A 12714-nucleotide genomic window follows, 5' to 3' on the forward strand; every position below is an offset into this window, starting at 1 on the left:
GTTATCCGCGTCTGTACCGGACTTTCACACGCAGGTTACGATTACCACGACAACCGGTGGTGGGTAGCGGACCTCTCACGAACCATGAACGACGACACCTTCGACGCCCTGGCTCACGATCGCCGCCGACAATTACTGCTCCCCCTACTGGACGAACCACGACGGGAGAGCACCGCTACGGCAGCCGTCAGCGACGGGGGCACTGACCGTAAATCCCTCCAGCGACGGGCGGGGCTGTACCACGTCCACCTCCCGAAACTCGCCCACTACGGGATCATCGAGTGGCACGAAGACAGCGACGAGATCAGCAGAGGCCCGAACTTCGAGCAGGTTCGGCCCCTGCTCGAACTCGTCGCCGATCGCGCCGCCTGACCGTTCGGTCCGGTTCCCGTCCCCCGATTCCGAGGATTTTCCGACAGAACGAGTGCTCGTCGCTCACGGCTCGTTGCACTCGAACCGCGCTACTCACGACTCGCTTCGCTCACCGTTCGCGGTAACCGAGGTTCTCCCTTCGGTCGAACCTCGCTATGCCCCCTAATCGTCCGCGTGCGCAGTCGTCCCGACTGCTGGCCGATCGACCTCCCGATCGGTCGCCTCGCCGTCGATGTCGTAGGGATACTCGCCGGTGACACAGCCGAGACAGAGGTCCGCCTTCGACCGCGAGAGGGCGCTCGCGATGGAGTCGATCGAGAGGTACGACAGCGAGTCGGCCTCGATCTCGTCGCGGATGTCCGCGACCGACTGGTCCGCCGCGATCAACTCGTCGCGCGAGGCCATGTCGATCCCCATGTAACACGGGGCGACGATCGGCGGCGCGCCGATGCGGACGTGGACCTCCTCGGCCCCGGCGTCGCGCATCAACTCGACCAGTTGCGTCGAGGTCGTCCCGCGGACGATCGAGTCGTCGATCAGCGTGACCGTCTTGCCCTCGACCGTCGACTTGATCGGGTTGAGTTTCATCCGAACGGCGCGCTCGCGCTCGTCCTGCGTCGGCATGATGAACGTCCGGCCGACGTACCGGTTCTTCATCAGCCCCTCCGCGAACTCGACGCCCTCGCTGTCGGGATCCTCGTTGGCGGCTTCCGCGTATCCGGAGGCGAACGCGCGCCCGGAGTCGGGGACCGGCATCACCACGTCGCTCTCGATGCCGCTCTCCTCCCACAGGGCGCGACCGAGTTCGCGGCGCACCTCGTAGACGAGTTCGTCGTCGATCACCGAGTCCGGCCGCGCGAAGTAGACGTGCTCGAAGAAGCAGTGGGCCGTGTTCTCAGATTGTACGAGTTGATAGGTGTCGTAGCCCGTCCCGTCGTCGTGGAGGACGACGAGTTCGCCCGGTCGGACGTCCCGGATCAACTCGCCGTCGAGGGTGTCGATGGCCGCCGACTCCGAGGCGAGGACGTAGCCGTCCTCGAGTTCGCCGATACAGAGCGGGCGATTGCCCTCGGGGTCGCGCACGCCCAGCACGGTGTCGTCGTGCATGATCGTCAGCGAATAGGAGCCGTGGATCCGGCTCATCGTTCGCTTGACGGCGCGCACGAGGTCCTCTTCGAGGAGGTTCCGCGCCAGATCGTGGGCGATGACCTCCGTGTCGCCGTCGGAGGTGAAGGCGTGGCCGAGTTCGGCCAGGCGGTCGCCCACCTCGTCGGCGTTCACGAGGTTGCCGTTGTGGCTCAGCCCGAGCGAACCGCTCTTGAAGGAGACGGAGAAGGGCTGGGCGCAGCTGGCGGTGACGCTGCCGGCGGTGGGGTATCGGACGTGCCCGATACCCTGCGTGCCGTTGAGCTGCTGGAGGTCGTCCTGCGAGAAGGCGTCACCGACGAGTCCCATCTCGACGTGGGAGTGCTGCTGAAAGCCGTCGTGGGTGACGATACCGGCCGACTCCTGGCCGCGGTGCTGGAGGGCGTACAGTGAGTAATAGAGCGGGCGGGCGGCGTCTCGGTCCTGTAACGATACACCGACGACGCCGCACTTCTCGTGCATGGTGGTGGGTGGGATTCGTCCGTCACTCGCCGGCCTTGTCCTGCCAGGCGTAATCACGACGCTTGGCGGACTTGCCGAAACCACAGGACGAACAGACTTTCTTTTTCGTGTGATACGACTTCTCGCCACACCGACGGCACTTCGTGTGTGTCGTCGTGTTCTTCTTCCCCTGACTCGGGGTTCCTGCGCCAGTCATGGGTTGATCGACACGACGTTATCGCCGCGTATAATCGTTGTGTTGTCACCGTCCTCGACGACCAGGTTCATGTGCTGATCGTAGCCGGTCAGTTCTCCCTCGTACACCTCGCCCCCTTTGAGTTGCACCGTCACGCTCGATCCGAGCGCCGCTTCGAGGACGTCCAGCGGTCGTCCACTCATAGGGAAACGGGGTGTCGACGGACGTATAAACGTACCGCTATCCCACCGGTCACAGCCGCCGCAGTCCGGGACTGTCCGGCGATTTCGCCCCTCGATCGGCTACGGCTCGACGGCGAACGGTGCGAACGCATCCGCCCGATCGACCGCCCCGGCGATGACTTCGACCGCCCCCGTCAGGTCCCCGGTATCGATCACTTCGACCGGCGTGTGCATGTACCGCGTCGGGATGCCCACGTTGACCGAGGGGATGCCGCCACGCTGGACGAACAGCGAGTTGGCGTCGGTCTTGGTGGTGTTGCTCGCCGCCTCCAGCTGGACGGGCCGGTCCTCGTCCGCCGCGACGGTCCGGAGCGCGTCGACCAGCACCGGGTGGTCGGGCAACCCCCGACGGATCGACGGCCCCTCGCCCAGCGCCACGTCCACGTCGCGCTTGGGTGCCAGTCCCGGCGTGTCCGTCGCGTGGGTCACGTCCACCACGACCGCCGCGTCCGGATCGAGGTCGAAGCCGATCATCTGCGCCCCGTTGCCGCCGACCTCTTCCTGCACCGTGCTGACGGCCTTCACCGTCGCGTCCACGTCGTTCTCGACCGCGTGTCGGAGGACCTCGGCGGCGGTCCAGGTCCCGACGCGGTTGTCCATCGCGCGGCCCGACAGCCGCGAGCCCTGGAGTTCCTCGACCCCCGACGCCACGGTGAGGGGATCGCCCACGTCGACCAGTTCGCGGGCCTCGTCCTCGTCTGCCGCACCCACGTCGACGTACTGCTCGGTAATGTCGGCCACCTCGTCGTCGTCGCCGTCCCGGAGGTGGATGGCGGTCTGGCCGATCACGCCCCGGACCGGGCCGTCGTCGGTCCGGACGGTGACGTGCTGGCCGCGCGAGACGGTCTTGTCCGTCCCCCCGATGCGCGAGAGGTGGAGGAACCCGTCGTCGTCGATGCGGCGGACGACGAACCCGATCTCGTCGCCGTGACCAGTGACGGCGATGGTCGGCGCGTCGGGGTCGCCCTCGTGGATCGCCACGGCGTTGCCGTAGGCGTCGGTGCGGACCTCGTCGGCCAGTTCCGAGCAGTGGTCGATCCAGACGCGCTGCCCGGCGGTCTCGAACCCGGTCGGTGCCGCGGTCTCCAGCAACTCGAACAGGAACTCGCGTCCTCGTTCGTCCATACCCGTCACTCTCGCGGGCCGGATATGAAGCCGACGACCGCCGACCACCATCGACGCCCCCCGCCGTCTGCCCACCGAGGCCCGCCGAAAACCGTCGCGACCCCAAACCGTATGCCGGGGGACGTGGATGGACCGGTATGGTGGACATCACACTGTTCGAGTTGCACCTCGACGAGGCATCGTTCTCCAACGCCGCGCCGTTCCTCGGCGGTGGCGAAGCGGAGGAGGGCGCGGCCGCGACCGACACATCGGGCGGCGGCGCGAAGGGGAAGCTGTTCGCTTTCCTCGCGCTCGGTGGCATCGTCGCGGTGGCGTGGCTGATCTCCCGGAGCGAGGTCGGCGAGGAGATCGAGATCGACGAGGCGGTCGAACTGACCAACTGACGGGGAGAAGGCCTTTCTACCGGACCCCCCTTGAACACCGTATGGGTCTCTTTCGTAGCGTCCAGGCGGTGACCGGCGCGTCGGGTACCGGTCCCGTCGACTGGACGGCAGTCGCCGAGGCGGCCAAAGCGTCGACCGACCCCGGCTCTATCGCCCTCTCCGAGAAACAGCAGGACGGCTACGCGGCCGACGTGCGCGAAGCGCGCACCCGGATCCGCGAGGTCGCCGAGATCGATTTCGACGTCCCCGACACGGTCGAAATCCAGAACCGCCACCACTGGGTCGACGCCAACATCGACACGTTCCAGCGAGTGATGGCGCCGCTGGGCGACCAGGTCGGCGTGCTCCCCGGCGTCGCCCGCGTCGTCAACACCGGAACCATGTCCGTCGCCCTCGGCTTCCTGGCGAACAACGTCCTCGGCCAGTACGACCCCCTCCTGCTGGGCGAGAGCGACGCCCACGCCCTCTACTTCGTCCACCCGAACATCGAGGCGGTCGCGCACACGCTCGACGTGTCCGAACCGCGCTTCCGGCGCTGGATCGCATTCCACGAGGTCGCCCACGCCGCCGAGTTCGGGGCCGCCCCGTGGCTCGCCGACGAACTCGAAGCTGACCTCGAGGGCGCCGTCGACGCGCTCTCGGAGGGGAGCCTCGACCGCGATGCGCTCCGGAACCTCGACACCACCATGACGGCCGTCGAGGGCTACGCGGAACTCGTCATGGACCGGGCCTTCGACGGCGAGTACGCCGACCTCAGGGAGAAACTCGACGAACGCCGGCAGGGTCGTGGCCCGATCTCGATGCTCGTGCGCCGCCTCCTCGGCCTCGGCATGAAGCGCCGGCAGTACGAGCGCGGCAAGCGCTTCTTCGAGGCCGTCGCCGACGAACGCGGCGTCGCCGGCGCCTCAGCAGTCTGGGAGCGCCCCTCGAACCTGCCGACCGACGCGGAACTCGACGATCCGCAGTCCTGGCTCGCGCGGGTTCGGTAACTGCCGCAAAACGGTTCTCTCCCTTCTTTCACCGCTCCGTCAGCGGTTGCGCCGCTTTCGACCGTCTTCGGTCCGGTTCTCGCTCTCGAAGCGCCGTTCGAGGTGTCCCTGCGAGCCCGACTTGGGAGCGCCGGTCTGATCGCGGAATCGGCGGGTGTCGGGGAAGGCGAAGTAGGTGAGCGCTGCGCCGACGACGAGGCCGGCGACGACGGCGCCGGCGACCACCGGCAGCCCCGGACTCCCCTGGAACGTGATCAGGCCCGCTGAGCCGCCGACGAGGAGGACGAACCCGACCTTCGCCCGTCGCAGGAAGGCCGCACGGTCCTCGTTCGAGACCGGTCCGACCATCAGATCTCCCCTGCCGTGCTGACGTGCATTCCGACGAACCGCCAGTCCGACTCCGGCGTTCCGGGCGACGTGTCGGCGGTCTCGCGGCGTTCGAGCGTCCCGCTCCACCTGGTCTCGAACTCGTACCGGATCCCGCGCTCGGTGTCGGTCCAGCCCATCGTCACGTCGTCTGCGAACCAGGCGTGGCGCTCCCGTTCGGTCACCCTGAGCGCACGGCTGTCGACCGCCCAGTCGACCGTCCGCTCGGTCTGGTCGCGCAGTCCCTCGCGGATCGACTCGACTCCCACGAGCCGCTCGGAGATGCCGAACTTGACGGCTTGTGGGTCACCGGCTCGCTCGGCCGCGAAGAAGGGGGCGAGCGGCTCGCCGGCCCGGAGTGCGTCGTAGTACGCCCGGATCGTGTCGGCGGCGTCCATGGCGAGATGGTGGACGCGGGTCGACTTCAGTTGTCGGATTCGGCTTCCGCCCCCTGATATATTCCCTCGCATACGAACGGAAACGAACAGCCCGGCGGTTCCGAAATAGGGTGGCGGACACCACAGATGGACCGACGACGGTACTTGCGGGCGCTCGGGGGAGCGTCCGCGCTGGGTGCGGGGAGCGGTATCGGCAGTGCGAACACGGGCTGGTGGTTCTCGGGCCCCGAGGTGGAGACCGAGAGCGGCACGGTCGAGGGCGAGGACGAGGGCGACTACCACGCCTTCCGCGGGGTTCCGTACGCTCACCAGCCGGTCGGGGAGCGCCGGTTCCGGCCGCCGGAGACCCCCGCCCCGTCGTGGGAGGGGACCCGCGACGCGACGGACTTCGGCCCGCTCGCGCCGCAACCGGTGCTGGCGACGAGTTTCCTCGGCGTCGACGTCGGGAAGTTCGTCGGCGAGGAGGACGGCTGTCTCAACTGCAACGTCTGGGCGCCAGCGGACGCCGATCCGGGCGAGAAGCCCGTCATGTTCTGGATCCACGGCGGCGCGTTCAACTTCGGGAGCAACCGGTTCCCGGGCGGGAACCTGGCCGCGACCGGGGACGTGGTCGTCGTCGCCGTCAACTACCGGCTGAACGCGCTGGGCTTTTTCGCCCATCCGGAGATCACGGCCGAGAACCCCTCGGCACCAGCGAACGCGGGCTACCTCGACGTCCGCGCGGGCCTGGAGTGGGTCCAGCGCAACGTCGAAGCCTTCGGCGGCGACCCGGACAACGTGACGATCTTCGGCGAATCGGCCGGCGGCCACGCCGTCCTCACGCTGTTGACCGACCCCGAGACCGAGGGCCTGTTCCACCGCGCGATCAGCCAGAGCGGCCCGATCACGGACCCGCTCTACTCGCTGTCGGAACTGGAAGCTCGGGGCGCCGAAGCGGCCGAGGAACTCGGCTGTGCCGACGGCGACGCGCTCGCCTGCCTCCGCGAGCAGGACCCGGAATCGCTGGCCGAGGCCTACGGCGTGTCCGGCGCGCTCGCTGTCGGCGGCGATCCCGACCCGGACCTCCCGGGTGTCGCGCAGCCGGGCCTGGTCTTCGGCGTGGACGGCGAGGTCGTGCCCGAACACCCGGCGACCCGGATCGCGAACGGCGACTTCCACGACGTGCCGGTGATCGCCGGCGGCAACGCCGACGAGTACCAGTTCTTCCTCGAGTTCGCGGGCGACACCGTGCCGGAGTCCGCCACGGCCTACGACGACTGGCTCGACGCGGCGTACGGCCGGTTCGCGGATCGCGTTCGCGACGCCTACCCGGCGGACGCGTACGACTCCCTGGAGACGGCCTACGTCGACCTGCTGAGCGACGAGTTCTTCCTCTGTTCGGACGCGGCCGTCGTCGACGCCGTCCGCGACCACGGCGGCACCGCCTACCGCTACGTGTTCGACGACACGCCGACGATCCCGGTCACCCTGCTCTCGGAGGATCCCGGCGCCTACCACACCGCCGAACTCTCCTACGTGTTCGGCCAGACCGTCACCCAGCAGGGGCTTCCGACGGGGATCATGGGGCCCGGCGACTGGAAACTCCGCGACCGGATGCAGGCTTACTGGTCGAACTTCGCCGAATCCGGCGATCCCAACGGATCGAGCGGGAGCGATCTCCCCGCCTGGCCGGCCGTCGACGAGGACCACACGAAAGTCCGCCTGCGGGAGAAAACGGTCGCGGTCGAGACGGGAACCCGGGCTGGCTGTGCCGTCTTCCGGGACGTCTACGACTACCTGCGCTCGATCGGTCGCTGACTACTCGAACCCGCGACTGACGTTCTCGTCGACCAGGTCGTCCAGTTCCGCGTCGAGCATCTCCTCGGCCTCCTCGAAGGTCTCCGCCAGTTCGTCCATCCCGTCGGGTCGGTCGGTCAACTCGAACTCCGCGGGCCCGAAGGCCGGGCTGTCGAGCGTCTCCATCACGTCGTCGAACAGCGCGTCGGGGGTCGTCGGCGCGTCCGCGTGGGCCCTGATGACCTCCTCCAGTTCGTTCGCCACGTCCTCGGCCTCGTCGGCCTCGACGGGTTGCTGGACGACGAATCGGCCGGCGTCGTCGCTCGGGAAGAGGTCGTCGAGGTCCTCGTCGATGCGCCGGGCGACGCGGGTCCCGACGCCCTGGACCTCGAAGGGGTTCTTCGCGTAGGTCTTGAGCTGGTAGACGGCGGCGTCAGGGTGACCCACGTACAGGTCCTCGCCGATGCCGCTGGCCCGGTCGCCGCCGACCGCTCGCCACCCGCTCGCGTCGGCGTCGCTCTCGACGACGTCCTCGAGGATGTCCTGCCAGTCTCTGACGCGCATAGCTACACGCAGGTTGGATTCGAATCCCGAAGAACGTGTCGATACCACGGCTCGCCGGGCCGCACGGCCGCCTACCGCGTCCGGACAAGCCGGCCCTCGTTCGGGAGGTAGCGCCTCGCCTCGAGGGTCACGTTCGCGCGGCCGGCCGAGACGTTCGCTGCGAAGTCGGCGTCCGCACGATACCAGCCGTGGAACTCGCCCTCGCGATCCCGGATCGACAGTTCGAGCGCCGCCGTGTCCCAGTCGGTCGTCTCCGCGCCGTAGGCCGTCACGACTTCCTGCACTGCAGTCCTGAACTGTTCTCGATCGCTCGTGGGTGCCCGCACCGTCAGATACGCGGTCCGGTTGCGCGTCGTCGCGCCGGCCACGTCGACCGCCGTATCGTCGGCCGCGACGTAGAGGGCGTTCAACTCGCCGTCCTGCTGGGGGAACTGCCCCGACGAGTCGGTGCGTTCGAGGCTCGCCCGGATCCGATCGGTCAGCGTCTCGGCCGAGATGCGTCCCTGGAAGTACTGCAGCGGCCAGGACGCCGGCATGCGATAGCGCGCCAGGGCCCGCCCCGAGTCGCTCACTGCCAGTCCGTCCAGCCGGGTGGCGTTCCAGGTCGTCCCGTTCGTCCAGGTCCGGTTGACGGTGCCGCCGTAGGCCAGCCCCAGGACGTAGGCGTCCCTGAGCAGTCTGTCGCCCGTGTCGTTCGAGACGTAGGTCACCCCGAATCCGCCGTTGTTCGTCGACACCGATCTGACGGGGAACCCGGATCGTTCGAGTCCGGCCAGGAACGCCCGTCCGCCTTCGGTGTCGGCGCTCTCCGGCGGCGCGGGCGTCACGGCTGGTGGCGTGGGCGTCCCCGACCTCGCGTCCGTGTCGGGGGTCGGTATCGGCTCCGGGTCCCTGCTATCGAACCCACCGCCGCCGCTACACCCGGCGAGCACCAGCAGGAGCGCCAGCGCACACGCCCTCGTCCCCGAACGGACCCCTCGCATGGCTGACCGGTAGAGCGGGGAGGGACAAAAACGGGTCGGCTCCTCACTCGTAGACGACGAACAGCAGTGCGGCGCCGGCCCCGAGCAGGCAGACCAGCGCGAGCAGCGGGACGTCCGTGATCTGCAGGCGCCAGACGGTCACCGCCAGCGCGACGGTCGCGACGCCGACGCCGGTCGTCGCGCCGAGGTGTGCGAGTTCGGCGATCGGCTCCACGGCCGACCGGCCGACCTGCTCGCCGAGCGTGATCGCGTGGCGCGCGGCGTCCCAGGCGGCGACCGCGGCCACCGTCGCCGCGAGGATCGGGACCAGCCCCGCGTCGCGCGTGATCCCGCTGAACAGGACCGTCACGAGCACGAGCGCGACGCCCAGCGTCGCCAGTTTGGTCTCCCATCCCTCCCGGATCGGGAGCAGGCCGAGCCCCAGGACGGTCAGGCCGTACAGCCCCGGCAGCAGTTCGGCGTCCGCGATCCGGCCCAGATCCGCCGAGATCGACAGCCAGATCCCGGCGAAGACGACGGCGAGCCCGAGGCCCAGCCGAACCGTCGGGAGCGCACCCTCTCGTCCGCGGTAGCCCACGCCGAGGACCAACACGCCGAGGAGCACGACGGCGAGCGACCGATTCTGCAGAGGGTCAGTCGCCACCAGCGCGGTGCTGAGGGCCGCGAGCGTCACCGCCAGCACGCTCCCGAGACTCGACGGGCGGTGGTCGACGGTCTGGCGCGCCCGGTCGGTCGCGGCGTGCCGGTGGTTCGCCGGTCGGGTACGATCCGCGGTTCCGCCGTCGGTCCGCTCGAACTCCGTCATCGCGACCACCGTCCCTGGGCCGTGGCGACGCTCTTGCGGAGCCGTTCGGTCGGGTCCCAGTCGACGACCCGGACCTCGCCGCGGTGGAGACGATCGATCCGGTTGCGCCGTTCGAGCGCCGCGAGTCGCTCGCCCGGCGAGTCCTCGCCGGTCACGTCCGGGCTGATCACGGTGACCGTTCGCCCGCCCGCGGCCAGTTCCAGCGCGAACGAGACCATCGCGTCGTCGGGCAACGGCGTGACGAGGAACAGCTGGTCGTCGGCCCCCAGTCGTCGCCGGAGGCCGTCGAAGCCCGCTGCTTCCTCATCACCATCGTCAACATCGTCCGTCCCGACCGCGTTCTCCTCCGGGGGCTGCGGCGAGAGCGACGGGTGTGTGAGCAGCGTCCGCCGGGTCCGGTCGGCGTGGTCGGAGCCGCGTCCCGGCGGAACCCAGCAGTCTGGGCCGCCCAGCGTCGTCAGCCCGGCGCGTTCCCCGAGGTCCCAGACGGATTCGAGCAGCTCGCGGGCCGCCGCGACGCCGTGGGAGACGGCGTGGGGCTCGCCCGTCGGGCCGCGGTAGGCGACCGGCCTCGCGTCGACGCAGACCAGCACCGAGACGCTGCGTTCCTGGCGGAACTCGAGGGTCGAGAGCTCGCCCGTCTTGGCCAGCTGGCGCCAGTCGATCCGCGAGCGGTCGTCGCCGGGGTGGTACTCGCGGGTGTTCGAGAACTCGATGCCGGCGCCGCTCTCGTCGGTCAGCACCCGGCCCGGGAACGGGTTCGACGTGCGGTCGACCGGCGGTTCGGCCGGCGCGTCGAGACACGCGATCTCGTCGGTCGTCTCGATCTCCGCCTCGACCTCGTGGGCGCCGCTGGGGTCGCGCGCGATGGCGGTCAGCGACCGGAACCGGTGCGCGCCCGGCTCGGCCGCGATCGCGTAGGTGAACGTGGTCGACTCACCGGGCCCAAGCGCCGTCGCGTGTCGGGCGGTCCCGTCGATCACTGTCAGCATCGCGGGCACGCCGTCGATCAGCCGGAGGTCGGTGAGCCACGACTCCCCGTCGTTTGTCACCGTCACGGTGACCGGGACCGACTCGCCGGGGGACGGATCGCGCGTCCCGAGGTCCCGCTCGACGGCGAGCGAGACCGTCGGTGGGGTCAGCAGGCGCGGATACACCGCGAATCCGATGCCGACGGAACTCGCCAGGACGACCAGCGGCCGCTTCGTCAGCAGTCCCAGCGCGGTCCCGAGGAGGGCGACCGCCACCACGCCGCGCCAGTGGTGTGTCCGACGGACGCGCGTCACCGTTTCCCCTCCCCGAGCGCGAGCAGCGCCTCGACCGTCCGATCCGCCCGGCGCTGGAAACGGGAGCCACCGGGCAGTGCGTCCACCGCGCGTGCGAGCAGCGGGGCGCGGTCCGTCTCGGCCAGGAAGTTCGCCGCGACGCGGTCCTGGGTCCACTCGCCGGCCGCGACGCGCTCGCGGGCCTCGGGGCGCCGGATTCGCTCTGTCCTGGCGACGGTGTCGACGGTCGCCGCGCGGAGGCGCTCGCGGACGTCGACGCGCTCGTCGCCAGCCAGGTGGTCGCGGACGGAGAGGTCACCGTCGATCGCGCGGTCGATCTCGGCACCCGCTGGCGTCCCGTCCGGGACTTCCTCGCGCCGCGGCGGGGACGCACCGTCGAAGCCGCCGACCGAGCGCGCGACGACGAAGCCCAGTCCGACCAGCACGAGCAGGCTTCCCACGCCGGCCGCGAGCAGGTAGTCGTTCCCGGGTTCGGCGAGCCAGCCCGTCGACCCCGCGTCCCCGAGGCCGTCGAACAGGACGAACGCGAGCCCGAGCGCGAGCAGGCTCCCGCCGAGTCCCAGGCCGACGCGTCGCCGGTTCACGGCGACTCACCGTTCCGTCCGATGTCGAGTCGCTCGCGGGCGGTCCTGGCGCGCCGGCGGCGCCCGTCCGTCACCGGCCGGCCGCCGTAGCGGACGTCCTCGAAGACGAGCCGGAGGCGCTCGATCTCCTCGCGGTCGAACCCCTCGTCGGAGGCCGCGTCGGCGCACTCGCGCGTCGTCAGGGTGTGGGGCTCCGCGACGTCCAGCGACGAGACGAGCGCCTCCCAGGACTCGAACACCTCGTTGTCGTCCGGCGGCGGGCCGTCCGTGAGCACCGTCGGCCCGTCCTCGACGGCCTCCTCGTCGGGCTGCGCGAGCAACGCCCGGATCCGGTCGCGATACCGGTAGACGACCCACGCGGTCGCCAGGAGGAGGAGCGCCAGTCCAAGCAGCGTCAGCAGGTCGGCGATCGTGAACCGCTGGTCGAAGAGGCCGAGCCCGCCGGACATCGACGGCCCGCCGCTCTGGGCCTCCGCCTCCTGTTCGCCGCCGCCACCGCCGCCGTCGCTGCCGGCGCCGTCGTTCGATTGCTCGCTCTCCTCCGAGCCGTCGGGATCGCTCTCGTCTGCCTCCTGTTCGCCCTCGGCACCCGGGTCGGCTCTCTCGTCGTCGTCCCCGCTGTCGTCGCCGCCGGAGCCGTCGTCCCCGTCCCCGCCGCCGGCCGCCCGCTGGTCGCCGTTCTGGGCGACCGCTGAGTCGAGGCGTTCGAGGCCGTCACCGGCGACGGGGATCAGTTCGTAGTCGGGGTCGAGCGCCTCGGAGGGGTCGGCCGCGACGGAGGACGACAGCGTCGACGCCGAGACGCCGACCGCGCCGAAGCAGACGAGCGCGATCAGCAGTGACGTGAATTGTGTCCGGTTCATCGTGAATTCAGTCGCCCGCGCCCCTGCGTCGCGGGCGTGGTCATCGGCCAGTCCCGTCCGGCCCCCATTGTTATAGGCAGTGTACCGCGGAAGGCAACCCGTTCCGGTGACGGTCTCACCACCGAGTAGGCCGGGCATATGGACCGCCGCGACCGAAGGGGGAGGGCTTTTGTCCGTCCGGGCGGTTCGATTCCA

Annotated in this window: 16 protein-coding genes; 4 read left to right on the forward strand and 12 right to left on the reverse strand. The window is 69.9% G+C overall.

The genetic code is table 11. The annotated features are described in order from the left end of the window. Nucleotides 1-84 precede the first annotated feature (84 nt). Nucleotides 85-372 (forward strand): DUF7344 domain-containing protein, encoded by a 288-nt coding sequence (locus U5918_RS00230; protein ID WP_335998572.1) that lies wholly within the window; start codon nucleotides 85-87, stop codon nucleotides 370-372. Between the two features lie 162 nt (nucleotides 373-534). Here U5918_RS00230 and purF read toward each other — a convergent pair whose 3' ends face one another. The 4 genes from purF to U5918_RS00250 form a co-directional block, all read right to left on the reverse strand. Then, entirely contained in the window at nucleotides 535-1980 is a 1446-nt protein-coding gene (purF, locus tag U5918_RS00235) for an amidophosphoribosyltransferase (protein WP_335998574.1), read from the reverse strand. Between the two features lie 22 nt (nucleotides 1981-2002). After that, nucleotides 2003-2176 (reverse strand): 50S ribosomal protein L37e, encoded by a 174-nt coding sequence (locus tag U5918_RS00240; protein WP_335998576.1) that lies wholly within the window; start codon nucleotides 2174-2176, stop codon nucleotides 2003-2005. After that, on the reverse strand, nucleotides 2173-2358 hold the full coding sequence (locus tag U5918_RS00245; RefSeq protein ID WP_335998578.1) for an LSM domain-containing protein: 186 nt from the start codon (nucleotides 2356-2358) through the stop codon (nucleotides 2173-2175). Before U5918_RS00245 ends, U5918_RS00240 begins: the two co-directional genes overlap by 4 nt. Before the next feature lie 99 nt (nucleotides 2359-2457). Then, complete coding sequence (locus tag U5918_RS00250; RefSeq protein ID WP_335998580.1) at nucleotides 2458-3522, reverse strand: M20/M25/M40 family metallo-hydrolase; 1065 nt, start codon at nucleotides 3520-3522, stop codon at nucleotides 2458-2460. 137 nt (nucleotides 3523-3659) lie between these two features. On the opposite strand from U5918_RS00250, the gene U5918_RS00255 reads away from it, so the two are divergent. Together U5918_RS00255 and U5918_RS00260 are read left to right on the forward strand one after the other, a co-directional pair. Continuing rightward, on the forward strand, nucleotides 3660-3905 hold the full coding sequence (locus tag U5918_RS00255; RefSeq protein ID WP_335998582.1) for a hypothetical protein: 246 nt from the start codon (nucleotides 3660-3662) through the stop codon (nucleotides 3903-3905). Between the two features lie 41 nt (nucleotides 3906-3946). After that, nucleotides 3947-4894 carry a zinc-dependent metalloprotease gene (locus tag U5918_RS00260; RefSeq protein WP_335998583.1) on the forward strand — a complete coding sequence of 316 codons (948 nt, stop codon included), beginning with the start codon at nucleotides 3947-3949 and terminating at the stop codon, nucleotides 4892-4894. A 39-nt stretch (nucleotides 4895-4933) separates the two neighbouring features. Here U5918_RS00260 and U5918_RS00265 read toward each other — a convergent pair whose 3' ends face one another. Continuing rightward, complete coding sequence (locus U5918_RS00265) at nucleotides 4934-5242, reverse strand: hypothetical protein (RefSeq protein WP_335998585.1); 309 nt, start codon at nucleotides 5240-5242, stop codon at nucleotides 4934-4936. Continuing rightward, nucleotides 5242-5658, reverse strand: a complete 417-nt coding sequence (locus tag U5918_RS00270; protein ID WP_335998586.1) for a nuclear transport factor 2 family protein — start codon at nucleotides 5656-5658, stop codon at nucleotides 5242-5244. The genes U5918_RS00265 and U5918_RS00270 overlap by 1 nt, the downstream gene beginning before the upstream one ends. 126 nt (nucleotides 5659-5784) lie before the next feature. Here U5918_RS00270 and U5918_RS00275 point away from each other — a divergent pair, with 126 nt between their 5' ends. Beyond that, nucleotides 5785-7455, forward strand: a complete 1671-nt coding sequence (locus tag U5918_RS00275; RefSeq protein ID WP_335998587.1) for a carboxylesterase/lipase family protein — start codon at nucleotides 5785-5787, stop codon at nucleotides 7453-7455. Here U5918_RS00275 and U5918_RS00280 read toward each other — a convergent pair whose 3' ends face one another. From U5918_RS00280 to U5918_RS00305, 6 genes are all read right to left on the reverse strand, one after another. Then, nucleotides 7456-7998, reverse strand: coding sequence for a hypothetical protein (locus U5918_RS00280; RefSeq protein ID WP_335998588.1), 543 nt, complete (start codon nucleotides 7996-7998; stop codon nucleotides 7456-7458). Nucleotides 7999-8069: 71 nt separating this feature from the next. Then, nucleotides 8070-8981, reverse strand: a complete 912-nt coding sequence (locus U5918_RS00285) for a DUF8159 domain-containing protein (RefSeq protein ID WP_335998589.1) — start codon at nucleotides 8979-8981, stop codon at nucleotides 8070-8072. 43 nt (nucleotides 8982-9024) lie between these two features. Continuing rightward, nucleotides 9025-9786, reverse strand: coding sequence for a DUF7519 family protein (locus U5918_RS00290; RefSeq protein WP_335998591.1), 762 nt, complete (start codon nucleotides 9784-9786; stop codon nucleotides 9025-9027). Continuing rightward, the gene (locus U5918_RS00295) at nucleotides 9783-11072 is read right to left on the reverse strand and encodes a DUF58 domain-containing protein (protein WP_335998593.1); all 1290 of its coding nucleotides are present in this window, start codon (nucleotides 11070-11072) and stop codon (nucleotides 9783-9785) included. The genes U5918_RS00290 and U5918_RS00295 overlap by 4 nt, the downstream gene beginning before the upstream one ends. After that, nucleotides 11069-11656, reverse strand: a complete 588-nt coding sequence (locus U5918_RS00300) for a DUF7269 family protein (RefSeq protein ID WP_335998594.1) — start codon at nucleotides 11654-11656, stop codon at nucleotides 11069-11071. The genes U5918_RS00295 and U5918_RS00300 overlap by 4 nt, the downstream gene beginning before the upstream one ends. Beyond that, the gene (locus U5918_RS00305; RefSeq protein WP_335998595.1) at nucleotides 11653-12519 is read right to left on the reverse strand and encodes a DUF4129 domain-containing protein; all 867 of its coding nucleotides are present in this window, start codon (nucleotides 12517-12519) and stop codon (nucleotides 11653-11655) included. Before U5918_RS00305 ends, U5918_RS00300 begins: the two co-directional genes overlap by 4 nt. Between the last annotated feature and the right edge of the window lie 195 nt (nucleotides 12520-12714).

The organism is Halorientalis sp. LT38 (genome assembly GCF_037031225.1).
GTDB classification, from domain to species: domain Archaea; phylum Halobacteriota; class Halobacteria; order Halobacteriales; family Haloarculaceae; genus Halorientalis; species Halorientalis halophila.